The sequence below is a fragment of the Pseudoxanthomonas sp. X-1 genome (assembly GCF_020042665.1).
GTDB lineage: Bacteria > Pseudomonadota > Gammaproteobacteria > Xanthomonadales > Xanthomonadaceae > Pseudoxanthomonas_A > Pseudoxanthomonas_A spadix_A.
Window position 1 is genome coordinate 2,290,013 of the sequence record NZ_CP083376.1, and the last position, 23,519, is coordinate 2,313,531.

Genomic DNA, 23,519 nt, shown 5'->3' on the forward strand with positions numbered 1-23,519 from the left:
ATCCCCGCCTATGAGTAAGCGTGACTATTACGAAGTCCTGGGCGTGGCCCGCAACGCCAGCGACGAGGAACTGAAGAAGGCCTATCGCCGCTGCGCGATGAAGTACCACCCCGACCGCAATCCCGGCGACCACACCGCCGAGGTGATGTTCAAGGAGTGCAAGGAGGCCTACGAGGTGCTGTCCGACGGCGGCAAGCGCCGCCTGTACGACCAGCATGGCCATGCGGCCTTCGAGCATGGCATGGGCGGCGGCGGTGCCGGCTTCGGCGGGCCGGACATGGGCGATATCTTCGGCGACATCTTCGGCAACATCTTCGGTGGCGCCGGCGGCGCGCGGCAGGCCCGTCGCGGCGCCGACATCGGCTATGTGATGGAGCTGGACCTGGAAGAGGCCGTGGCCGGGGTCGAGAAGCGCATCGAGATCCCGACCATGGCCGTGTGCGAGCCCTGCCACGGCAGCGGTTCGGAAGACGGCAAGGTCGAGACCTGCACCACCTGCGGCGGCCGCGGCCAGGTGCGCATGCAGCGCGGCATCTTCACCATGCAGCAGGCCTGCCCGCACTGCGACGGCCGCGGCCAGATCATCCGCAACCCCTGCCGCGTCTGCCATGGCGCCGGGCGCGTGGAGGAGGAGCGCGTGCTGTCGGTCAAGATCCCGGCCGGCGTGGACACCGGCGATCGCATCCGCCTGGCCGGCGAGGGCGAGGCCGGCCCGACCGGCACCCCGCCGGGCGACCTGTACGTGGAGGTGCGCGTGCGCGAGCACGCCATCTTCCAGCGCGACGGCGACGATCTGCACTGCGACGTGCCGATCCGCATCTCGCAGGCCGCGCTGGGCGACACCGTGCGCGTGCCGACCCTGGGCGGCGAGGCCGAAATCCGCGTCCCGGCCGAGACCCAGACCGGCAAGCTGTTCCGCCTGCGCGGCAAGGGCGTCAAGTCGGTGCGCAGCCGCGCCACCGGCGATCTGTTCTGCAAGGTCGTGGTCGAGACCCCGGTCAACCTGACCGCGCGGCAGCGCGAGCTGCTCGAGCAGTTCGAGGCCACCTTCGTCGGCGAGGACGCGCGCAAGCATTCGCCCAAGTCGGCGACGTTCCTGGACGGCGTCAGAGGGTTCTGGGACCGGATGACGTCCTGAGCCTGGAGTCCTGAGTCGGCTCGCCGACGCAGCGCTTCCGCGCCATCCCTGCATCCATCGGAACCCGCAAAGCGCCCTGATCCGCCCCCCTCCTTGCGCGCAGCGCAGGGGAGGGCCGGGGAGGGGTGCTTTTGCTTTTGCCTTTCCGCAAAAGCACAGGCGACAGCGAAAGCACCCCCCCCCTCAAGCGCTAGTCGCGCGCTCGAGCTCCCCTGCGCTGCGCGCAAGGGAGGGAGCAGGAGCTGGCGATGCGTGGGGGACGCTTCAATCCCGAATCCCGAATCCCGAATCCCCACCCCACCACCCACTTACAATGCGCGCATGACCCAGAACACGCGCGAAAGCCACCTGGTCCACGGCCGCCGCCAGCGCCCGGAAGGGCCGGCGCCGGTCGATGTCCTGACCGTGCAGTCACAGCTGGTCTACGGCCATGCCGGCAACAGCGCCGCCGCGCCGCCGCTGCGCGCGCTCGGCCTGCGGGTGGCCGAGGTGCCGACCACGCTGCTCAGCAACACGCCCTTCTATCCGACCCTGCGCGGCCACATACTGCCGGCGCAGTGGTTAACCGATCTGCTGCTCGGCGCCAGCGAGCGCGGCCTGCCGCAGCGCGCCCGCGCCCTGGTGTCGGGCTACTTCGGCAGCCTGGCCAACGGTGTGGTCTTCGCCGATTGGTTGGAGCGCACGCAGGCGCAGGCCCCGGCGCTGCGCTACGTGCTCGATCCGGTGATCGGCGACACCCATACCGGCCCTTATGTCGAACCGGCGCTGGAGACGGTCTTCGTCGAACGCCTGCTGCCACGCGCATGGCTGGTCACGCCCAACGCGTTCGAGCTGGGCCGCCTGACCGGGCTGCCCAGCCTGGCGCAGGACGATGCGCTGGCCGCTGCGCGCCAGCTGCTGGCGCGCGGGCCGCAATGGGCGCTGGTGCACAGTGTCGAGGGCGCGCCGGGCGAGCTGGTCACGCTGTTGGTCGGGCGCGAGGCGGTGTATCGCTGGGCCACGCCGTGGCTGCCGGTGGACGTGGCCGGCACCGGCGATGTGCTGGTCGCGCTGACCCTGGGCCTGCATCTGCGCGGCGAGCCGCTCGAGCACGCGATCGGCAGCGCGCTGGCCGGCGTGCATGCCGCGCTGGAGGCCACCCTGGCCGCGGGCGTGGAGGAACTGGACGTGCACGTCGCCGCGCCCGCGGCGCTGGCCACCCCGGCGCGCTTCCCCGCGCAGCGGCTGGCATGAGCGCGGTGTCCTGCGTCGGCATCGTCGGCAGCGCCGGCGCCTACGGCCGCTGGCTCGGCGCCTTCCTCGAGCGGCACCTGGGCGTGCGCGTCATCGGCCAGGATCCGGCCGATCCCGCCTCGCACACGCCGCAGGCGCTGATCGAACAGGCCCAGGTGCTGGTGTTCAGCGCGCCGATCCGCATCACCGAGCAGGTCATCGGCGACTACGTGCGCCTGGCGGGCGGGCGCGAGGCCGGGCAGCTGTGGATCGACCTGACCTCGATCAAGACCGGCCCGGTCGCCGCGATGCTCGCCTCGCGGGCCGAGGTCGTCGGCCTGCACCCGATGACCGCGCCGCCCAAGTCGCCCACGCTCAAGGGGCGGTCGATGGTGGTGTGCGAGGCGCGCCTGCAAGCCTGGCGGCCCTGGCTGCAGCGGCTGCTCGACGCGCTGCAGGCCCAGTGCGTGCGCACCACGCCCGAGCACCACGATCAGGTCATGGCGCTGGTGCAGGCGCTCGTCCACGCCACCCACCTGGCCCAGGCCGGCGTGCTGCGCCGCCATGCCGAACACGTGGGGTCGCTGGCCGACCTGTTCCCGTATCGCTCGGCGTCCTTCGAGATGGACGGCGCGATGATCGCGCGCATCCTGGCGCTCAATCCGGCCATCTACGAGGACATCCAGTTCGGCAACCCCCACGTGCCGCAGGTGCTGGACACGCTGGTCGAGGAGGTCACGCGGTTGCGCGATCTGGTCGGGCAGGGCGATGAGGCCGCGCGCGGCGGGTTCCGCCAGGACGTGCTGGCCGCCAACAAGGCCGCCATCGGCGCCACGGCGCTGGCCGAGGGCAACTACCGCTTCGAGCGCATCGGCTATCTGCTGGCCGACCTGGCCGAGGCGCGCAGCCTGTCGGTGCATCTGCCGCTGGACCAGCCCGGCTCGCTGCGGGCGCTGCTGCACGTGTTCGAGCGCCACGGGGTGAGCATCGCCTCGCTGCATTCGCTGCGCAATCCGGCGGGCGAACTGCACTTCCGGCTCGGCTTCGACGCGGACGTCGACCTGGGCGCGCTGGCGCGGGCGGCGGCCGAGGTCGATGCCAGCGGCATCGGCCGCGTGCTCGACGCGGCGTCGTCGATCCCGGCGCTGTCGCCGGCGCGGCGCCTGGCCGCCTCGCTGCAGCGGCGCGCGGCCACGCCGGACGACGTGCCGGCGCTGCTGGCCCTGCGCGAGGCGACCATGCGCGAGCACATGCGGGCCTCCGGCGCGGACACCTCGCCCGGCAGCATGCTGGCCCGCCTGTTGAATGGCTACCAGCATGCGCAGGTGCTGCTGCGCGAGGGGCGCCTCGTCGGCCTGCTCAAGCTCGATCGCAGCGGGCCGGACTATGTGGTGATGCAGATCCAGCTCGCGCCCCAACTGCAGGGGCAGGGCCTGGGCCGGGCGCTGCTGGAGGAGTACATCGAGCAGGCGCGCGCCGCCGGCAAGGACGTCACCCTGCATGTGCTCAAGGCCAATCCGGCGCGCGGCCTGTACGAACGGCTGGGCTTCGTGGTCGAGGGTGAGGACGCGCACGAGTTCCACATGCGCCTGCCGCACGGCTGAGGTTTTCCACATCGCCTGTGGATGACCGGCGGCACAACCCTGTGGACAACTGGCGCCCAGGCGCGCCGCGCAAGGCGCGCTCCCGCATTGGCGGATTTTTCGCCAGCCTGAAGGCCCGCGCCCGCCAGCGCCTTCCCGCGCCGCAGCGGGATGCGGCGGTGGCGCGCGCGGTATCCTTGGCGGCATGAGCACCCAGATCACCCTGTCCAAGCGCGCCCTGGCCCTGACCAGCTCGGCGATCCGCGAAATCCTCAAAGTGACCGAGCGCCCGGAGGTCATCTCCTTCGCCGGCGGGCTGCCGGCAGCGTCGACCTTCCCGGTCGAGCGCATGCGCGCGGCCACAGACAAGGTGCTCACCGAGGCGCCGCAGGCCGCGCTGCAATACGGCCCGACCGAGGGCTACGGACCGCTGCGCGAGTGGGTGGCGCAGCGCCTGGCCGCCGCCGGCGCGCCGGTACCGGCCAGCCGCGTGCTGATCGTCACCGGCTCGCAGCAGGGCCTGGACCTGCTCGGCAAGACACTGATCGACGAGGGCAGCAAGGTGCTGGTGGAAACGCCCAGCTACCTGGGCGCGCTGCAGTCCTTCTCGCTGTTTGCCCCGGCCTTCGCCGGCATGCCGTCGGACGAGGACGGCATCGATGTCGACGCGCTCACGCCCGCGCTGCTGGACGGCGCGCGCTTCATGTACTGCCTGCCCAACTTCCAGAACCCCACCGGCAAGCGCCTGCCGCTGGCCCGGCGCAAGGCGCTGGTCGCCACCGCGCTGGCCGCCGGCGTGCCGGTGGTCGAGGACGATCCCTACGGCGAGCTGAGCTACGGCGGCGAGCACCTGCCCAGCCTGCTTTCGCTCAACCCCGAGGGCGGGATCTACATGGGCTCGTTCTCCAAGGTGCTGGCCCCGGGCCTGCGCCTGGGCTATGTGGTAGCGCCCGAGCCGCTGTTCGCCAAGCTGGTCCAGGCCAAGCAGGCCGCCGACCTGCACACGCCGTCCTTCAGCCAGCGCATCGTCTATGAGACCGTCCGCGATGGCTTCCTGGACGAGCACATCCCGACCATCCGCGACCTCTACGCGCGCCAGTGCCAGCTGATGCTCGATGCGCTCGATCGCTACTTCCCGGCGCAGGCGCACTGGACGCGGCCGCAGGGCGGCATGTTCGTCTGGGTGACCCTGCCGCACGGCATCGACACCACCGCGCTGCTGGCCAAGGCGATCGCGCGCAACGTCGCCTTCGTGCCGGGCGCGCCGTTCTACGCCACCGATCCGCAGATCAACACGCTGCGCCTGTCGTTCGTGACTGTCCCGGGCGAGAAGATCGAGGCCGGCATGAAGATCCTGGGCGAACTGGTGTCCGAGGCCATCGCCGCGCTGCCGGCCGCCGCGGCGGCATGACGGTGAAGGGCGATCGCACGAGCCCGCCGCTGCGGGTGCTGATCCACGGTGCGTCGGGCCGCATGGGCCAGGCGCTGCTGCGGCTGGCTGCCGGCGAGCCCGCGCTGCAGGTCGTGGCCGCGGTGACCCATCGCCCGCCGACCACGCGCGTGGTCGACGGCGTGGCGTACTTCGCCGCCAGCGAGCTGTCCGGCACGCCGGTGTTCGACGTGGCCATCGACTTCAGCCTGCCGGAAGGGTTCGACCCGATCCTGGCGCTGTGCGTGGAGCGCAGGGCGGCGCTGGTTTCGGGCACCACCGGGCTGTCCGAGGGCCAGCGCGCCGCGCTGCAGCAGGCCGCCGGCGTCATCCCCGCGGTGTGGGCCTCCAACTTCAGCCTGGGCGTGGCCGTGCTGGCCGAACTGGTCGAACGCGCCGCCGCCGCGCTGCCCGGCTGGGACTGCGACATCGTCGAGTCCCACCACATCCACAAGCAGGACGCCCCGTCCGGCACCGCGCTGACCCTGGGGCAGGGCGCCGAACTGGCCGGCGCCACGCCGCGCTACGCCAGCCTGCGCGCCGGCGACATCGTCGGCGAGCACCTGGTCCAGTTCACCGGCCTGGGCGAGCGGGTGGAACTGACCCATCGCGCCACCAACCGCGACATCTTCGCCCGCGGCGCGCTGCATGCCGCGCAGCGGCTCAACGACCGGCCGCCGGGGCTGTATCGCGTGCGCGATCTGCTGGACTGAAGCGGTGCCGCGGCCGCCGCGTCGCTCAGTTGCTCATCGCGATCATGCCGAAGCACGCCGCCGCCAGCAGGATCGTCAGGCCGCCGATCGTGGCCAGGATGCCGATGATGACCTTGGCCCAGATCGGCAGCCCGCCGCGCTGCGGCTCGGGTACGGGCGGAAGTTCAGGCGGTCGTGCCTGCGAGGGGGAGGTGTCGTCTTGGTCCGCGGTGTTCATGCCGTTGCGTCCTTGAGCGGGGTGCCGTCGACCCAGGCGCGCAGCGCTTGCAGCTGCTGACGCCGGTCGTCACGGTAGAACAGGTTGAAGGTGTCGAACGGCACGATCGTGCCATCGGGCTGGGCGATATGGACGCAACTCTTCTTCACCGAGCGCAGGTCGAAGCCCTCGGCGTCGATGAAGGCCATGATCAGCACGCGGAAGACGTTGCGGTAGTCCAGCCCCTGGGGGGCCTGCACCTGCGGCAGACAGCACAGCAGGTCGGACAGTGAGCAGGCCTGCGACTGCGGCGAATGGTTGGTGGCGAACAGCTTGAACACGGCCTCGCGCAGCTGGTCGTCCTTCTCCACCACGATGCTGTTGCGGCCGCCCTCGATCAGCACCTCCGGCGGGATCAGGCCGGTCAGTGGCACCACGCGGTCCTCCAGCTTCAGCGCGTACGCCATCGCCAGCGCATCGGGATGGCAGGGAACCGGGATCAGGTCCTCGGGCCGGAACAGCGTGCTCTGCTCGAGGATGCCGCGGCGCACCTCGGTCAGCGTCAAACGGTCGCGCGCCGGGTCATAGCCCTGGGTACGGCCTGCGTGCTGGATCGGCTGGAAGGTGACCCCGCGCACGCAGGGCTGGCGGCGGGCGAAGTCGATGATCTCGCCCAGCTCGCCGTCGTTGAGTCCCTTCTTGACCGTGACCACCAGCGTGGTCGAGATGCCGAGCCGATTGAGCGCCTCCAGCGCCCGGCGCCGGACCTCCGCCAGGCGCGCGCCGCGCAGCTCCTGGTGGACCTCGTCGCGCAAGGAATCGAACTGCAGGTACAGCTCGAAGCCGGGCATGTAGCCGGCCAGGCGCTCGACGAACGCCGGGTCCTTCGCGATCCGCAGCCCGTTGGTGTTGACCATCAGGTGACGGATCGGACGGGCCTTGGCCGCATCGAGGATCTCGAAGAACTGCGGGTGCAGGGTCGGCTCGCCGCCGGAGATCTGCACCACGTCCGGTTCGCCCTCGTTGGCGACCACCGCATCGAGCATGCGCTCGATCGTGGCCAGGTCGCGAAAGCCGGGGCGATGCGGGCCAGAATCGGCGTAGCAGATCGGGCAGCGCAGGTTGCAGTGATCGGTGACCTCGATCAGGGTCAGGCAGCTGTGCTGCATGTGTTCCGGGCACAGCCCGCAGTCGTAGGGGCAGCCCCAGCGGCGCTCGGTGTTGAAGCGCTGCGGCAATTCGGGTGGCTTGATGAAGCGCTCGCGGCACAGGCGGTAATACGCGATGTCGTCGGCCATCAGCACGCGCTCGCGGCCATGCTGCGGGCACCACTTCTCCAGGTAGACGCCGCCGTCCTTGAACAGGATGGTCGCCTCCACCCGCCGCAGGCAGGTCGAGCACACCGACACCGCGGTGTCGTAGAACAGGTAGGGCCTTACTTTTGCCGCCATGCAGGGGTCCATGCGATGCGTGGAAGGTCGCGCACATGGTAGGCCACGCCCAGGACGCACAGCAGCTGCAGGCCGGACAGCAGGCCGAAGTAGTACAGCGGGATCGGCCGGATCGACTCGACGGCCAGCCGGTAGAGCAGGTAGCCGACCAGGAACAGCTTGAAGCGATCGCCCGAACGCGGCAGGCGGTTGCCATAGCGGGTCAACAGCCCGCCCCACAGCGCGACGAAGGCGATCTCGTAGAGCTGGGTCGGGTGGCGCGCGATGCCATCGCCGAAGTCCACACCCCAGGGCAGGGTGGTGGGATTGCCGTAGGTATGGTCCGCCAGCCCGCCCAGGAAACAGCCGATGCGCCCGATGATCATGCCCACCGTCAGCGGCAGGACGAAGGCATCGCCGGTCGAGCCGCGGATCCCCGCCAGGCGCTTGGCGAGCTCGACGCCGGCCCAGCCACCCAGCAGCCCACCGATGATGGACTTGCCCTCCAGCAGGCGACGGAACGAGGGGAAGTCGGCGAAGGCGTAGGCAGGATCGTAGAGCCAGTAGGCGATCTTGCTGCCGACGGCCGCGCCCAGCACGGTGCCGGCGACCAGCAGCAGCGCCTGGACCCGGTCGGTCTGCCCGGGGTAGGGCAGGCGGCGGCGCTCGCGCAGATAGAGCTGGAAGCCCACCGAATAGGCGGCCGCCTCCATGAGGGTGTGAAGCCAGTAGGCGTTCAGCGTCATCAAGGCCAGTGTAGCCGTCGGCGCGGCGTGCCGAGCTCCCGATCGCCGCGCGAATCACGCCACCTCCCGCGGCCTTGCGGGGCAGGCGAGGGGGCTGCCCGCCCTGCCGCAACGTTGAGCGAATTTCGTCAGGCCTGGAGGCGGGTGGGAAAAAGCGGCTGGCGCGGGGGGCGCCGGGTCCGTACAATTCGCACTCGCCTGTTAACCCACATCGCCTCGGACCGGAGAAGCGCCGCGTCCGCGGTTTCTTGCAGCCGCAAGTTGGACGTGGGCGCAGGGTTCCTCCCATCCCCAAGGCGAACCTGCAGTGACCCAACCCGCAATCCTGGTCCTCGAAGACGGCACCGTATTCGAGGGTGAATCGGTCGGCGCGAACGGCCTGTCCGTCGGCGAAGTGGTGTTCAACACCGCCATGACCGGCTATCAGGAGATCGTCACCGATCCGTCCTACGCCCGTCAGCTCGTCACGCTGACCTATCCCCATATCGGCAACACCGGCTGCACCGACCAGGACGACGAGGCCGCCAAGGTCTGGTCGGCCGGCCTGATCGTGCGCGACGTGCCGCGCCGTCCCAGCAACTGGCGCAGCCAGGTCTCGCTGCAGGACTGGCTGGCCGCGCGCGGCGTGGTCGCCATCGCCGGCATCGACACCCGCAAGCTCACGCGCATCCTGCGCGAGAAGGGCGCGCAGAACGGCGCGCTGATGGCCGGGCAGATCGATGTCGAGCAGGCGCTGGAAGCCGCGCGCAAGTTCCCGGGCCTCAAGGGCATGGACCTGGCCAAGGTGGTGTCCACCGACAAGACCTACGCATGGACCGATGGCCAGCTGGACCTCGACACCGGCAAGCCGGTCCAGGCCGCCGCCAAGTTCAAGGTCGTGGCCTACGACTACGGCGTGAAGCTCAACATCCTGCGCATGCTGGTCGAACGCGGCTGCGAGGTGACCGTGGTGCCGGCGCAGACGCCAGCGGCCCAGGTGCTGGCGCTCAATCCGGATGGCGTGTTCCTGTCCAACGGCCCGGGCGATCCGGAGCCGTGCGACTACGCCATCGAAGCGATCAAGGAATTCGTCGCAAAGAAGGTGCCGACCTTCGGCATCTGCCTGGGCCACCAGCTGCTGGCGCTGGCCGCCGGGGCGAAGACGGTGAAGATGGGGCACGGCCACCACGGCGCCAACCATCCGGTCATCGACCTGGACTCGGGCCGGGTGATGATCACCTCGCAGAACCACGGCTTCGCGGTCGACGAGGCCAGCGTGCCGGCCAATGTGCGCGTGACCCATCGCTCGTTGTTCGACGGCACCAACCAGGGCATCGCGCTGACCGATGCGCCGGCGTTCTCCTTCCAGGGCCACCCGGAAGCCTCGCCCGGCCCGCACGACGTCTCGCCGCTGTTCGACCGGTTCGTCGAGCTGATGGAAACCCAGGCGCGCGGCTGAGTCCGCGCACCTGACCGCCTTGTCGGCATGGTCGCGGCCATGCCTTCCGATTCCAGCGTCGCCGCCGCCTGCGCGACGCCAACACGAGTAGCGAAATGCCAAAGCGCACCGACCTCAAGACCATCCTCATCATCGGCGCCGGCCCGATCGTCATCGGCCAGGCCTGCGAGTTCGACTACTCCGGCGCACAGGCCTGCAAGGCGCTGCGCGACGAGGGCTACCGCGTGGTGCTGGTCAACTCCAACCCGGCCACGATCATGACCGACCCGGAGATGGCCGACGCGGTCTACATCGAGCCGATCAACTGGCAGACGGTCGAGAAGATCATCGCCAAGGAGCGCCCAGACGCGCTGCTGCCGACCATGGGTGGCCAGACCGCGCTCAACTGCGCGCTGGACCTGGCCGACCAGGGCGTGCTGGAGAAGTACGGCGTCGAGCTGATCGGCGCCAAGCGCGATGCGATCCGCATGGCCGAGGACCGCGAGCTGTTCCGCGTGGCCATGGGCGAGATCGGCCTGGAATGCCCCAAGGCCGAGGTGGCGCGCAGCTTCGAGCAGGCCGTCGAGATCCAGGCCAAGGTCGGCTACCCGACCATCATCCGCCCGTCCTTCACCCTGGGTGGCAGTGGTGGTGGCATCGCCTACAACAAGGAAGAGTTCGAGGAGATCATCAAGCGCGGCCTGGAACTCTCGCCGGTGCACGAAGTGCTGGTGGAAGAGTCGGTGCTGGGCTGGAAGGAGTTCGAGATGGAAGTGGTCCGCGACACCGCGGACAACTGCATCATCGTCTGCTCGATCGAGAACCTGGACCCGATGGGCGTGCACACCGGCGACTCGATCACCGTCGCCCCGGCCCAGACCCTGACCGACAAGGAATACCAGCGCCTGCGCGATGCCTCCATCGCGGTGCTGCGCAAGATCGGCGTGGACACCGGCGGTTCGAACGTGCAGTTCGGCATCAGCCCGACCACCGGCCGGGTGGTGGTGATCGAGATGAACCCGCGCGTGTCGCGCTCCTCGGCGCTGGCCTCCAAGGCCACCGGCTTCCCGATCGCCAAGGTCGCCGCCAAGCTGGCGGTGGGCTACACGCTGGACGAGCTGAAGAACGAGATCACCGGCGGCCTGACCCCGGCCTCGTTCGAGCCCTCGATCGACTACGTGGTCACCAAGATCCCGCGCTTCGCCTTCGAGAAGTTCCCGCAGGCCGATGCGCGGCTGACCACGCAGATGAAGTCGGTGGGCGAGGTGATGGCCATGGGCCGCACCTTCCAGGAATCGGTGCAGAAGGCGCTGCGCGGCCTGGAGACCGGCAAGGTCGGCTTCGACCCCACCGGCCTGGACCTGACCAGCGAGGACGACCTGGCCACGCTGCGCCGCGAGCTGAAGGCGCCGGGCCCCGAGCGCCTGTTCTACGTCGGCGATGCGTTCCGCGCCGGCATGAGCGTGGACGACATCTACGCGCTGTCCTTCATCGATCCGTGGTTCCTGGACCAGATCGAGGAGATCATCGCCGAGGAACAGCGTGTGGCCGCCGAAGGCCTGGGCTCGCTGGACAAGGCGCGCATGCGCAAGCTCAAGCGCACCGGTTTCTCCGATGCGCGCCTGGCCCAGCTGGCCGGCACCGACGAGGGCGCCGTGCGCGTGCTGCGCAAGGCGCTGGGCGTCAAGCCGGTCTACAAGCGCGTGGACTCGTGCGCGGCCGAATTCGCCACCAGCACCGCCTACCTGTACTCGACCTACGAGGACGAGTGCGAGGCGCAGCCGACCCAGCGCGACAAGATCATGATCCTGGGCGGCGGCCCCAACCGCATCGGCCAGGGCATCGAGTTCGACTACTGCTGCGTGCACGCGGCGCTGGCGCTGCGCGAGGACGGGTTCGAGACCATCATGGTCAACTGCAACCCGGAGACCGTCTCGACCGACTACGACACCTCCGATCGCCTGTACTTCGAGCCGCTGACGCTGGAAGACGTGCTGGCCATCGTCGAGCTGGAGCAGCCCAAGGGCGTGATCGTCCAGTACGGCGGCCAGACCCCGCTGAAGCTGGCGCGTGCGCTGGAAGCCAACGGCGTGCCGGTGATCGGCACCTCGCCCGATTCGATCGACCTGGCCGAAGACCGCGAGCGTTTCCAGCAGCTGGTCGACAAGCTCGGCCTGAAGCAGCCGCCCAACCGCATCGCCCGCAACGACCAGGAAGCGCTGCTGCTGGCGCGCGAGATCGGCTATCCGCTGGTGGTGCGCCCGAGCTACGTGCTCGGCGGCCGCGCCATGGAGATCGTCTATGGCGAGTCGGACCTGGCGCGCTATGTGCGCGATGCGGTCAAGGTGTCCAACGATTCGCCGGTGCTGCTGGACCGCTTCCTGGACAACGCGGTCGAGTGCGACGTGGACATCATCGCCGACAAGGACGGCCAGGTCCTGATCGGCGGCGTGATGGAGCACATCGAGGAGGCCGGCGTGCACTCGGGCGACTCCTCGTGCTCGCTGCCGCCGTACTCGCTCTCCGCCCAGACCCAGGCCGAGCTGCGCCGCCAGGTGGTGGAGCTGGCCAAGGCCCTGAACGTGGTGGGCCTGATGAACACCCAGTTCGCCATCCAGACCGGCGACGACGGCCAGGACGTGGTCTACCTGCTGGAAGTCAATCCGCGCGCCTCGCGCACGGTGCCGTTCGTGTCCAAGGCCACCGGCGTGGCGCTGGCCAAGATCGCCGCGCGCTGCATGGCCGGCAAGACGCTGGCCGAGCAGGGCGCCACGGTGGAAGTCGTGCCGGACTACTACTCGGTGAAGGAGGCGATCTTCCCGTTCGCCAAGTTCCAGGGCGTCGATCCGATCCTGGGGCCGGAGATGCGTTCGACCGGCGAGGTGATGGGCGTGGGCCGCAGCTTCGGCGCGGCGATGGCGCGCGCGCAGGAGGCCGGCGGCATCAAGGCCCCGCAGCCGGGCAAGGCCTTCGTCTCGGTGCGCGACCCCGACAAGCAGCGCGTGCTGCCGGTGGCGCAGGCGCTGGTCGAGCGTGGGTTCACGCTGGTGGCCACGGTCGGTACGGCACAATGGCTGCGCGAGCACGGCTTCGAATGCGCGCAGGTCAACAAGGTGACCGACGGCCGCCCGCACATCGTGGACCTGATCAAGAATGGCGAGATCGTCTACATCGTCAACACGACCGAAGGCCGCCGCGCGATTTCCGACTCGTTCTCCATCCGTCGTGAGGCGCTGCAGCAGCGCGTCACTTATTCGACCACCATCGCCGGCGCGCGCGCGCTGGTGAATTCGCTGGAGTTCCGCGGCACCGGCCCCGTGCTGGCGCTGCAGGAGCTGCACAAGGAGTTGCAAGCATGAGAGCCCCCATCACCAAGCAGGGCGCCCAGCGCCTGCGTGACGAGCTCGACCACCTCAAGTCGGTCAAGCGTCCGGAAGTGATCGCCGCCATCGCCGAGGCGCGTGCGCATGGCGACCTGAAGGAGAACGCCGAGTACCACGCCGCCCGCGAGCAGCAGGGCTTCATCGAAGGCCGCATCAACCAGCTGGAGAGCGAGCTGTCCACCGCCGAGGTGATCGACGTGGCCGCGCTCAACGCCGGGACGCGCGTGGTGTTCGGCGCCACCGTGGTGCTGGCCGACGTCGACACCGACGAGGAGAAGAAGTACCAGATCGTCGGCGACCTGGAGGCGGACATCAAGCAGTCGCTGATCGCCATTTCCTCGCCGATCGCACGCGCGCTGATCGGCAAGAACGAAGGCGACAGCGTCACCATCCAGGCGCCCGCGGGCGAGCACGAGTACGAGATCGTCAGCGTCTCCTACGGCGCCTGAGCGCGTGGGCCTGCGGATGCGCGCCATCGATCGCCGGCCGTGCGCAGGCGCGATCGCGCGCGACGGCTTCGGCCGGGCGCTGAAGCACGCCGGGCATCGTCGCGCGCCGCGTCACGCGCGCCTCGGCCCTGGTCCGTCGCACTAGCATGGCGTCGGCGACCTTGCTGCTGCCGGCGCGCGCCCAGCTCGCCGGCGAACTGCCGGAACCGGCCGGCAAGGCCCTGGCGCGTGCCGACCGCGACCAGGGCGAGGCGGGCGAGCGCGCCCAGCTGCGCCGCCATTTCCGCCTGGTCCCCGATCACTGGCCGGTCGCGGCGCTCACCCGGCAGCTCGACGCCGGCGATGCCGCCCAGGCGCGCTGGCTGCGCGCCGACCCCGCCTTTCTGGCCCCCGACATGACCGGCGCACGGCTGCTGGCGCACGGGCCTGCGCTGGGCCTGGAACAGGCCGATGTCGATGCACTGCTGCCGGCGCTCAAGCCGCTGTTCGGCGATGCCGGTTTCCTGCTGGACGCGCCGACGCCGGCGCGCTGGTATCTGCGCCTGCTGAGCGACACGCCGCTGCCGGAGTTCGCCGCGCCCGAGCAGGTGCTGGGCGACGACCTGTTCGGCCATCTGCCGCATGGCGATGCCGGGCGCCGCTGGCGCGCCCTGTTCACCGAGGCCCAGGTGCTGCTGCACCAGCATCCCTGGAACGCGCAGCGCATCGCCCAGGGCAAGCCGGCGGTCAACGCGCTGTGGTTCTGGGGCCCGGGCGTGCTGCCGCAGACGGTGAGCACCTCGTACCGTCAGGTCCGCAGCCGTGACGAACTGCTGCAGGCGCTGGCACGCCAGGCAGGCGTGGCCGAGGCGATCGAACAGGGCGTCGATGCGCTGGTCGACCTGCGCCACCTCAAGTCGCCGGCGATGTTCACCGAGCAGGTGCTGGCGCCACTGCTGGCCGAACTGCGCCGCGGCGAGCTGGCGCGCGTGGTGCTGGATTTCCAGGACGGGGCGCGCTTCACGCTGACCGCCGCGCAGCGCTGGCGCCTGCTGCGCCGTGCCTTGAAGCGCCTGGACGCATGAGGCCGGCCACCCGCATCACCCGCCGCAGCCTCGTCGAGGGCGGACCGTGGTCCAGCGCGGTGCCGCCGCTGCTGCAGCGGATCTACGCCGGGCGCGGCGCCGGCGACGAGGCAGGCGCGCGCCCGCGCCTGGCGCAGCTGCATCCGCCGCACCTGCTCAGCGGCATGGACGCGGCGGTGACGCTGCTGGCCGAGGCCATCGCGCAGGACCGGCACATCGTCGTGGTCGGCGACTTCGACTGCGATGGCGCCACCGCCTGCGCGGTCGCCGTGCGCGGGCTGATCCTGCTCGGCGCGCGCCACGTCACCCCCGCGGTGCCCAACCGCGTGACCCACGGCTACGGACTATCGCCTTCGCTGGTGTCCGAACTGGCCGCGCTCAAACCGGACCTGCTGGTCACCGTCGACCACGGCATCGCCTGCCATGCCGGCATCGCACAGGCGCGCGCGCTGGGCTGGCAGGTGCTGGTCACCGATCACCATCTGCCCGGCGCCGCGCTGCCGCCCGCGCACGCCATCGTCAATCCCAACCTGGCCGGCGACGGCTTCCCGAGCAAGGCACTGGCCGGGGTCGGGGTGATGTTCTACGTGCTGCTGGCGCTGCGCCGCAGGCTTTATGGCGATCATCCTTCGAGCGAGTCGAGGGCAGGCGCTGATCGCGAGCATCAGACGGCGGACCTCCATGGCCGCGGTCCTCCGAAAAACCGGCCCGATCTGACTGCACTGCTCGACCTGGTCGCCGTCGGCACCATCGCCGACCTGGTGCCTCTGGATGCCAACAACCGTGCGCTGGTCGCCGCCGGCCTGCGCCGGCTGCGGGCGGGGCAGGGCTGCGCCGGCCTGCGGGCGCTGATCGAGGTCTGCGGCCGCCGCGCCGAGACGCTCAGCGCCGCTGATGTCGGCTTCGCCGTCGCACCGCGTCTGAACGCCGCCGGCCGGCTGGAGGACATGGCGCTGGGCATCGCCTGTTTGCTGTGCGACGAGGACGGCCCGGCGCGCGAGATGGCCGGCGTGCTGCACGCGATCAACGCCGAACGCCGCGGCGTGCAGCAGCAGATGACCGATGCGGCCGAGGCCGCGCTGTCCAAGGTCGCCACACTCGATGGCGAGGTGCCGATCGCGGTGTGCCTGTTCGATGCCGACTGGCATCCGGGCGTGGTCGGCCTGGTCGCCTCGAAGATGAAGGATCGCGTACATCGCCCGGTGATCGCCTTCGCCCCGGCCGAGCCCGGCAGCGACGCGCTACGCGGGTCGGCGCGCTCGATCCCCGGCTTCCATATCCGCGATGCGCTGGCCGCGGTCGATGCCCGGCAGCCGGGACTGATCCAGAAGTTCGGCGGTCACGCGATGGCCGCCGGCCTGAGCCTCGAACGGGCCCAGCTGCCCGCGTTCGAGGCCGCCTTCCGCGCGCATGCCGCCGCCACGCTGGACGCCGCGCTGCTGCAGGCCGAACTGCTCAGCGACGGCGAACTGCTGCCGCACGAGTTCGACCGCGCCCACGCCGAGGCCCTGCGGGACGGCGGGCCCTGGGGGCAGGGCTTCGCCGAGCCGCTGTTCGACGGTGTGTTCGAGGTGATCGACTGGCGCCCGATCGGTGAGCGCCATCGCAAGCTGGTGCTGCGCTGCCCGCAGCGTCCCAGGCCGCTGGACGCCATCCACTTCAACGGCCTTACCCCCGAACCGCCCGCGCCCCGGCTGCACATCGCCTACCGCCTGGCGCCCGACGACTACCGCGGCGGCGACGCGATCCAGCTGATCGTCGAGCACTGCGTTCCGGCCTGAACCAAGCCGGACGCCTGCCTCGGCGGTGTTGCCCCGTTCGATTGGCGCCGGCCATTCGTGCGCACGGTCCGCATGTGCCTGAGGATGCGATCACTGGGGTGTCTGGCGCGTCGATCCGCCACCGTCACGCCTGTGGATCGCCTATCGGCATGCCGGACGCCTATCGCGGCGTCTCGGCGATTCAACCGATCATCGAGCACGTCGAAGCCGCTCGGACAGCGTTCCCCGCTGAGGTTTGACGTTGGTCACGATGGTCGGCATTTCCCACGCGCCGCCAGCGGCGACCAGTCGGCACAGGCCGTTGCTGGCCTCGCTGGTCTTCACGAATGCGTCGCCGTTCCAGCCCCAGGAAGCGGTCGACCAGCAATCGCCCAGCCCGCGGTCCTTCAGGGCTGAACGGATCGTGCGGCCGTCTTCATCGTCCGTTCCGAGGGTGGTGACCAAGGTGGGCTCGTAGGGCGCGCGATCATGGATCACCCAGTAGCCGAAACCTTCGTTGTAGGCCGCGCGCCAGCAAAGCGTCGATACCAGCAGCTTGTCCTGGTTGAGCCGGGTCACCCGCAGCGCCTGCCGTTCGTCGCCAAGCATCGGGCTTGGCTCCGGACTGAGCGCGTCGCAGTCGTCTGCACCGGACGCCGCTTGCAGCGCGGTGCGCAAGGCCGGCGATTTCGCCAGCGCGATGTCGCCGGACTTCGTTGGCGGCAGGGGCGCCAGCACCACGGTCGGCATCGGCACGGGCGGCAGCACACGGCTTTCGCTGCGATCGCCCTTGCGGACCAGTGCGCCGGGCGTGCCCAGTCGACCCTGGAACTCGTCCATCTTCAACAGGATCGCGGATGCGCCCTGATCGGACAGCGTCCAGCGCTTTCCGTTGTCGCCCACGGCGACGATGTCGCTGTCGCGTCGCAGCGCCGCGAGCAAGGCGCTGGTCTGGGAGGCCGAGAGCGTGGCGCTGCCACCGTCCAGCGGAAGCGCGCCCAGGTCGGTGCCGTCGATCCGCAGACGCAGGTGGCGCGGCAGGTCGGCATCGCCATCGTATTGTCCCAGCATCAGCTGCGCATCGACCCGCGTGCCGGCGCCGGCCTTGCGCGTCAGCAGCACCGACACCGGTAGGCGGTCGCCCTGGTCGGCCTGATAGCCGGCGGCACGACAGGTGCGGGTGTTGTCGCAGGCAAGCATCCAGTCCTGATGCTCGAAGCTGATTCCGCCTGGCACCTCTGCGGCCAAGGTGCCTGCGGCGATCGCCAGGAGGATCGTCAAAGACCAGAAACGCATGGGCAGCCCTGCCTACTCCCTGAAAGGGCGTCCATGATCCCGTGGCCTCCGTGCTACGCCAAGGCCTCCGTCTTGCTTGGAAGCTCAGGCAGCCTCCGCGGGTGTCGGTGGCGCTCAACCGAAGCGAGGCTTGCTGCCCCAGATCTGCGGCCAGATCGGTGGGATGTCGCGGCAGACGAAGATCGCGTAATCGTTCGCCGATTCCTCGTTGGCCACCCCCTCGCGGTTGCGGAAGACGCCGTGCGAGGTGCACCTGGCGACGCTGCCGCGCTGGTCCTCGGCAGTGTTGCCCAGTTCGATGATCACGCCAGGCGGCGGATTGCCATAGCCGCGATACCAGGCCGAGTTGGTCCGGCTGATCACCGGCGGCAGGCCGAGCGCCGGACCGTACAGCGCCATGGCGCCGGCTTCGCCGTAGTTGTTGGCCAGGATGGCGGTGCGGGCCCGCTCGGCCTCGGGCAAGGCGTGGTAGATCGAGGCCACGCGCTGGGCGAGCTCCTGCCAGCCCACCTGCTCGGCGTAGTCGCCGTGCAGGCGCTGGTTCAGATGCCAGAGCGGCGAGTTGATCGGCGCGATCGGCAGGTGCAGCGCCGCGCCCAGCGGCAGGCCGACCGCCAGCAGCGCACCCACCGCGATGCGAAGTCCGCGCGCGCGGCCCGCCGGCATGGAGGCGCACCAGCGCTCGATGGCCACATAGCCGGCCGCCAGCAGCATGGGGTAGCCGGGCGCCATGTAGTAGCCACGCCCACGCGAGAGCGCGAACAGCAGCAGCGGCACCGCATACATCCAGGCCAGCACGCGGTAACGGCGCATCGAACCGGCCAGCGTCACGAACCCCAGTCCCGCCAGCCAGACCGGCAGGGTCAGCAGGCTCGCATTGGCGTACAGCTGCTCGGGGAAGAACAGGTCCGTGCGGCCGATGGCCACATCGCGCGCATGGATATGAGCGACGAAGTCCAGATAGATGAAGTCGTGCCGCACCTGCCAGACCAGGTTGGGCAGGAAGATCGCGAACGCCACGCCCACCCCCAGCCAGGGCCAGCGCGTGCGCAGCTGCGCGCGCATCGGTCCGGCCAGCACGCCCGCGGCCAGGCCGATGGCCCAGTACACGATGGTGTAGCGCGTCATCAGGCCGAGGCCGAAGACCGCGCCGAGCGCCAGCCACAGGCGCAGATCGCCGCCCTTGGCCAGCCGCAGCACCAGCCACGCGGCCGCCACCGCCCACAGCAGGTCAGGACCGCAGTACATGAGGATGCTGCTGTTGACCAGGCCGAAGGGCATGCACGCGGTGGCGAGCGCGGCGCAGACCTGGGCGAAGCGCCGGCCGCCGAGCTCCCGGGCGATCATCCCGGCCAGCACCATGGCGCCGCACTGGGACAGCGCGGCGACCACGCGGAAGCCGGGGAGCCATGTCCCGAACACGGCCAGCTCCAGCCGCGCCAGCCATGGCACCAGCGGCGGGTAGGGCACATAGCCCCAATCCAGATGCCGGGCGTCGTCCAGCACCTGCAGTTCGTCCCGATGGAAGCCGTAGGCGCCGTTGAGCCACAGATGGACGAGGAAGCGCACGAGCGCCAGGGCGAGCAGCAGGGCCATGCCGGAGCGGTCGCTCCGTGCGCTGGCCGGGGCGGCGGTGTCGGAGAAGGGCGCAGACAGGGACGTGGTCATGGCGGAGCGTCGGCCGGGATTCCGCGCAGTGTTCCCGCTGTGCCGCGCCCGGACCAGCCGAAAGTGACCACTCCACGCAAGTCTGGGACCAGCCGCGGGCCCGCAGGGACATAAGCGGTCATGCACGTGCAGCGCCTGGCGCCGCGATGGGGCGGCGCGGCCGGGCAGCCCGTAGAATTGGCCGATGCCTGCACCCGCACCGACCGCCTACGAACGCTTCCTGCCGTGGAAGCGCTGGTTCGAGATCGGCTTCTGGGGACTCAACGCGGTGGTGGGCGCGATCTTCAGCAGCGTCACCGTGGTCATGGACATCCACAAGGTCGGGCTGCATTTCGCCGACTGGGAGCCGGTGGTCTGGGAGTGCTCGAGCCATCTGATGTGGCTGGCGATGGTCTGGCCGATCGCCTGGTTCACCCGCCGCTATCCGTTCCACTGGGACACCTGGCGCCGGCAGCTGCCGCGGCATCTGCTGTTCAGCGTGGCGGTCTCGGTCATGCACGTGTCGGGCATGGTCGGCCTGCGCATGCTGGCCTACCGCTGGATGGGGAGCCACTACGATTTCGGCGACTGGCCCAAGGGCCTGTTCTACGAGTACCTCAAGGACGTGCGCGGCTACTTCTGGTGCGTCCTGCTGATCGAGCTCTACCGCCTGGCCATGCGCCGCCTGCAGGGCGAGGCCAGCCTGCTGGCCCCGCCCGACGAGGGCCAGCCGCTGGAGTCGGTGGACCGGCCGGAGCGCTTCCTGGTGCGCAAGCTCGGGCGCGACTTCCTGGTCGCCACCGATGAGGTCGAATGGATCCGCGCGGCGGGCAACTACGTCAACCTGCGCGTGCGCGGCCACGACTACCCGCTGCGCAGCACCATGACCGAGATCGCCGCCAGGCTGGACCCGGACCGCTTCGCGCGCATCCAGCGCAGCTATATCGTCAACCTGGCCCAGGTGGCCTCGATCGAACCCATCGACGGGGGCGAGGCCCGCATCCACCTGAAGGACGGCACCACGCTGCCGTGCAGCCGTACCTATCGCGCCGCGCTGCGCGAGAAGCTGGGCGTGGGCGAGGCCTGAGCAGGCGCCCCGGCGGCGCGGCGCCGGGGCGCGCGCTTCGTTGTGGGTGCGGCCGGGGTGGGGCGCATCTCCGGAAGGCGAGGGCGCCCGCGGCCGGCTTCAGCCGTGCCGCTTGCGCGCCGCCTCGAACGCGGCCAGCTGCTCGGCGGTGGCCTCGGGCTGGTGCCGGGCCTTCCACTCGGCGAAGGGCATGCCGTAGACCGCCTCGCGGGCCTGGTCCTTGCTCATCGGCGTGCCGGCGGCCTCGGCCGCTTCGCGGTACCAGTCCGACAGGCAGTTGCGGCAGAAGCCGGCCAGGATCATCAGATCGATGTTCTGCACGTCCGGCCGTTCGACGTTGAGATGCTGCAGCAGGCGTCGGAAGGCGGCGGCCTCGAGGTGCGTGGTGTCGGTCATGGTGCCAATCGGGGACAATAGGGGGCCTGCACTCTATACCGCGCCTTCGATGACCGCTTCCGCCCCCGCCCGCATCCTCGACGGCCGTCGCATCGCCGAGGACCTCCTGGACCAGCTCAAGCAGCGGGTCGATGCGCGCGTGGCGGCCGGCAAGGGCGCCCCCGGCCTGGCCGTCGTGCTGGTGGGCGGCGACCCGGCCAGCACGGTCTACGTGCGCAACAAGCGCCGCGCCGCCGAGAAGGTCGGCATCGTCGCCCACGACTACGACCTGCCGGCCGGCACCACGGAAGGCCAGCTGCTGGCCCTGATCGACCAGCTCAACGCCGACCCACAGATCCACGGCATTCTGGTGCAGCTGCCGCTGCCGGGCATCCCCGACGCGCGCCGGTTGATCCACCGCATCGACCCGCGCAAGGACGTGGACGGCTTCCACCCGGAGAACGTGGGCCACCTGGCCCTGCGCGAGTTCGGCCTGCGCCCGTGCACGCCGCGCGGCATCGTCACCCTGCTGGGCCACACCGACCAGCCGGTGCGCGGGCGCAACGCCACCATCGTCGGCGTGTCCAACCACGTGGGCCGGCCGATGGCGCTGGAACTGCTGATCGCAGGCTGCACGGTGACCTGCTGCCACAAGTTCACCCCGGCCGACGTCCTGGAGGCCAGCGTGCGCAACGCCGACATCCTGGTGGTCGCGGTCGGTCGCCCGCAGCTGATCCCGGGCGAGTGGGTCAAGCCCGGCGCGGTGGTGATCGACGTGGGCATCAACCGCCTGGACGATGGCCGCCTCACCGGCGATGTGGGCTTCGAGGCGGCCGCCCAGCGCGCCAGCTGGATCACCCCGGTGCCCGGCGGCGTGGGCCCGATGACCGTGGCCACGCTGATGCAGAACACGATCGAGGCTGCTGATGCGGCGGGGATTGGGGATTCGGGATTCGGGATTGGCTAAAAGCAACGGCAAAGGGCATGTGTCGGCCGATGCCTCTACGTCGGAGATTGGCCGGCAGCGGGACGCTTTGTTGTGGCCAATCCCCAATCCCGAATCCCCAATCCCCGCCCCAAATACGTTAAAATGTCGCGCTTCCCTAGAACCGGTTAGGTGAGCCGATGCTCCGCATCCTGGCTGAAGCACTGACGTACGACGACGTTTCCCTGGTCCCCGCGCACTCGACCGTCCTGCCCAAGGACGTGAACCTGGAAACGCGCCTGACCCGCGATCTCAAGCTCAAGCTGCCGCTGCTGTCGGCGGCGATGGACACGGTGACCGAGCATCGCCTGGCCGTGACCATGGCCCAGCTGGGCGGCATCGGCATCATCCACAAGAATCTCACCGTAGAGGCCCAGGCCGCCGAAGTGGCCAAGGTCAAGACCTTCGAGGCCGGCGTGATCACCGAGCCGTTCACCGTCGGTCCGGACACCACCATCGCCGAGGTGCTCAAGCTCACCCGCGCGCGCAACATCTCCGGCGTGCCGGTGGTGGATGGCCACCAGCTGGTGGGCATCGTCACCAGCCGCGACATGCGCTTCGAGAAGAAGCTCGACGATCCGGTCCGCCACATCATGACCAAGCGCGAGCGCCTGGTCACCGTGCGCGAGGGCGCCAGCGACGAGGAAGTGCTCGAGCTGCTGCACAAGCACCGCATCGAGAAGGTCCTGGTGGTCAACGACGCCTTCGCCCTGCGCGGGCTGATCACCGTCAAGGACATCCAGAAGAAGTCCGACAGCCCCAACGCCGCCAAGGACCGCGACAGCCGCCTGCTGGTGGGCGCCGCGGTCGGCGTCGGCGGCGACACCGAACAGCGCGTCGAAGCGCTGGCCGCCGCCGGCGTGGACGTGATCATCGTCGACACCGCGCACGGCCACTCGCAGGGCGTGCTGGACCGCGTGGCCTGGGTCAAGAAGACCTATCCGCAGCTGCAGGTGATCGGCGGCAACATCGTCACCGGCGACGCCGCGCTGGCGCTGATGGACGCCGGCGCCGACGCGGTCAAGGTCGGCGTGGGCCCGGGTTCGATCTGCACCACGCGCGTGGTCGCGGGCGTGGGCGTGCCGCAGATCACCGCGGTCAACATGGTCGCCGAGGCGCTGCAGGACCGCATCCCGCTGATCGCCGACGGCGGCATCCGCTATTCGGGCGACATCGGCAAGGCGCTGGCCGCTGGCGCTTCCACGGTGATGGCCGGCGGCCTGTTCGCCGGCACCGAGGAAGCCCCGGGCGAGGTCGAGCTGTTCCAGGGCCGCAGCTACAAGAGCTACCGCGGCATGGGCTCGCTGGGTGCGATGGAGAAGGGTTCCAAGGATCGCTACTTCCAGGACGCCTCCGACGCCGACAAGCTGGTGCCCGAGGGCATCGAGGGCCGCGTGCCGTACCGCGGCCCGCTGAGCGCGATCATCCACCAGCTGGTCGGCGGCCTGCGCGCCACCATGGGCTACGTGGGCTGCGCGACCATCGAGGAGATGCGCACCAAGCCGCAGTTCGTGCACATCACCGGCGCCGGCCAGCGCGAGAGCCACGTCCACGACGTGCAGATCACCAAGGAACCGCCGAACTACCGCGCAGGCTGATGGCCGTCCGG

19 protein-coding genes and 1 pseudogene are annotated in these 23,519 nt (G+C 70.2%); 14 read left to right on the top strand and 6 right to left on the bottom strand.

Features of this window, described 5'->3' with window-relative positions:
• Nucleotides 1–10: 10 nt before the first annotated feature.
• The 6 genes and pseudogenes from dnaJ to dapB all read left to right on the top strand — a co-directional run bounded on the left by dnaJ (nt 11) and on the right by dapB (nt 6,075).
• A complete protein-coding gene (gene dnaJ / locus LAJ50_RS10130; protein ID WP_130551962.1) occupies nt 11–1,138 on the top strand; it encodes a molecular chaperone DnaJ in 1,128 nt (375 codons plus the stop codon).
• 321 nt (nt 1,139–1,459) lie between these two features.
• Nucleotides 1,460–2,371 (top strand): pyridoxal kinase, encoded by a 912-nt coding sequence (gene pdxY / locus LAJ50_RS10135; protein ID WP_138651088.1) that lies wholly within the window; start codon nt 1,460–1,462, stop codon nt 2,369–2,371.
• Nucleotides 2,368–3,471: pseudogene (locus LAJ50_RS10140) on the top strand (prephenate dehydrogenase); the annotation flags it as partial. The gene pdxY and the pseudogene LAJ50_RS10140, both read left to right, overlap by 4 nt.
• A 165-nt stretch (nt 3,472–3,636) precedes the next feature.
• Nucleotides 3,637–3,954, top strand: a complete 318-nt coding sequence (locus LAJ50_RS10145) for a GNAT family N-acetyltransferase (RefSeq protein WP_224096569.1) — start codon at nt 3,637–3,639, stop codon at nt 3,952–3,954.
• Between the two features lie 184 nt (nt 3,955–4,138).
• Nucleotides 4,139–5,344 carry a PLP-dependent aminotransferase family protein gene (locus LAJ50_RS10150; protein ID WP_138651087.1) on the top strand — a complete coding sequence of 402 codons (1,206 nt, stop codon included), beginning with the start codon at nt 4,139–4,141 and terminating at the stop codon, nt 5,342–5,344.
• A complete protein-coding gene (gene dapB, locus LAJ50_RS10155) occupies nt 5,341–6,075 on the top strand; it encodes a 4-hydroxy-tetrahydrodipicolinate reductase (RefSeq protein ID WP_138651086.1) in 735 nt (244 codons plus the stop codon). Before LAJ50_RS10150 ends, dapB begins: the two co-directional genes overlap by 4 nt.
• Nucleotides 6,076–6,100: 25 nt before the next feature.
• On the opposite strand, the gene LAJ50_RS10160 is transcribed toward dapB, so the two are convergent.
• Genes LAJ50_RS10160 through LAJ50_RS10170 form a run of 3 tightly spaced genes read right to left on the bottom strand, consistent with a single transcriptional unit; the run spans nt 6,101 to nt 8,447 of the window.
• Nucleotides 6,101–6,292: a hypothetical protein gene (locus LAJ50_RS10160; protein WP_130551958.1), complete on the bottom strand. Its 192-nt coding sequence runs from the start codon at nt 6,290–6,292 to the stop codon at nt 6,101–6,103.
• Nucleotides 6,289–7,722, bottom strand: coding sequence for a radical SAM protein (locus tag LAJ50_RS10165; RefSeq protein WP_138651085.1), 1,434 nt, complete (start codon nt 7,720–7,722; stop codon nt 6,289–6,291). Before LAJ50_RS10165 ends, LAJ50_RS10160 begins: the two co-directional genes overlap by 4 nt.
• On the bottom strand, nt 7,707–8,447 hold the full coding sequence (locus LAJ50_RS10170) for a prolipoprotein diacylglyceryl transferase family protein (RefSeq protein ID WP_138651084.1): 741 nt from the start codon (nt 8,445–8,447) through the stop codon (nt 7,707–7,709). Before LAJ50_RS10170 ends, LAJ50_RS10165 begins: the two co-directional genes overlap by 16 nt.
• Nucleotides 8,448–8,754: 307 nt before the next feature.
• Here LAJ50_RS10170 and carA point away from each other — a divergent pair, with 307 nt between their 5' ends.
• The 5 genes from carA (at nt 8,755) to recJ (ending at nt 16,541) form a co-directional block, all read left to right on the top strand.
• Nucleotides 8,755–9,885, top strand: coding sequence for a glutamine-hydrolyzing carbamoyl-phosphate synthase small subunit (gene carA, locus LAJ50_RS10175; RefSeq protein WP_138651083.1), 1,131 nt, complete (start codon nt 8,755–8,757; stop codon nt 9,883–9,885).
• Between the two features lie 95 nt (nt 9,886–9,980).
• Complete coding sequence (carB, locus tag LAJ50_RS10180; protein ID WP_138651082.1) at nt 9,981–13,223, top strand: carbamoyl-phosphate synthase large subunit; 3,243 nt, start codon at nt 9,981–9,983, stop codon at nt 13,221–13,223.
• Nucleotides 13,220–13,696, top strand: coding sequence for a transcription elongation factor GreA (greA, locus tag LAJ50_RS10185; RefSeq protein WP_130518259.1), 477 nt, complete (start codon nt 13,220–13,222; stop codon nt 13,694–13,696). The genes carB and greA overlap by 4 nt, the downstream gene beginning before the upstream one ends.
• A gap of 146 nt (nt 13,697–13,842) precedes the next feature.
• Nucleotides 13,843–14,760 (top strand): phosphoglycerate mutase, encoded by a 918-nt coding sequence (locus tag LAJ50_RS10190; protein WP_138651081.1) that lies wholly within the window; start codon nt 13,843–13,845, stop codon nt 14,758–14,760.
• Entirely contained in the window at nt 14,757–16,541 is a 1,785-nt protein-coding gene (gene recJ, locus LAJ50_RS10195) for a single-stranded-DNA-specific exonuclease RecJ (RefSeq protein WP_138651080.1), read from the top strand. Before LAJ50_RS10190 ends, recJ begins: the two co-directional genes overlap by 4 nt.
• A 189-nt stretch (nt 16,542–16,730) precedes the next feature.
• Here recJ and LAJ50_RS10200 read toward each other — a convergent pair whose 3' ends face one another.
• Together LAJ50_RS10200 and LAJ50_RS10205 are read right to left on the bottom strand one after the other, a co-directional pair.
• Nucleotides 16,731–17,816, bottom strand: coding sequence for a DUF1176 domain-containing protein (locus tag LAJ50_RS10200; protein WP_138651079.1), 1,086 nt, complete (start codon nt 17,814–17,816; stop codon nt 16,731–16,733).
• A 114-nt stretch (nt 17,817–17,930) separates the two neighbouring features.
• Nucleotides 17,931–19,484 (bottom strand): glycosyltransferase family 39 protein, encoded by a 1,554-nt coding sequence (locus LAJ50_RS10205; RefSeq protein WP_138651078.1) that lies wholly within the window; start codon nt 19,482–19,484, stop codon nt 17,931–17,933.
• A gap of 184 nt (nt 19,485–19,668) precedes the next feature.
• Here LAJ50_RS10205 and LAJ50_RS10210 point away from each other — a divergent pair, with 184 nt between their 5' ends.
• The gene (locus LAJ50_RS10210; protein ID WP_138651077.1) at nt 19,669–20,550 is read left to right on the top strand and encodes a LytTR family DNA-binding domain-containing protein; all 882 of its coding nucleotides are present in this window, start codon (nt 19,669–19,671) and stop codon (nt 20,548–20,550) included.
• A gap of 99 nt (nt 20,551–20,649) precedes the next feature.
• On the opposite strand, the gene LAJ50_RS10215 is transcribed toward LAJ50_RS10210, so the two are convergent.
• Complete coding sequence (locus tag LAJ50_RS10215; protein ID WP_130522578.1) at nt 20,650–20,946, bottom strand: DUF1244 domain-containing protein; 297 nt, start codon at nt 20,944–20,946, stop codon at nt 20,650–20,652.
• 49 nt (nt 20,947–20,995) lie between these two features.
• On the opposite strand from LAJ50_RS10215, the gene folD reads away from it, so the two are divergent.
• Nucleotides 20,996–21,892 carry a bifunctional methylenetetrahydrofolate dehydrogenase/methenyltetrahydrofolate cyclohydrolase FolD gene (gene folD, locus LAJ50_RS10220; protein WP_138651076.1) on the top strand — a complete coding sequence of 299 codons (897 nt, stop codon included), beginning with the start codon at nt 20,996–20,998 and terminating at the stop codon, nt 21,890–21,892.
• Between the two features lie 158 nt (nt 21,893–22,050).
• Complete coding sequence (guaB, locus tag LAJ50_RS10225) at nt 22,051–23,508, top strand: IMP dehydrogenase (RefSeq protein ID WP_130551947.1); 1,458 nt, start codon at nt 22,051–22,053, stop codon at nt 23,506–23,508.
• Nucleotides 23,509–23,519: the final 11 nt, after the last annotated feature.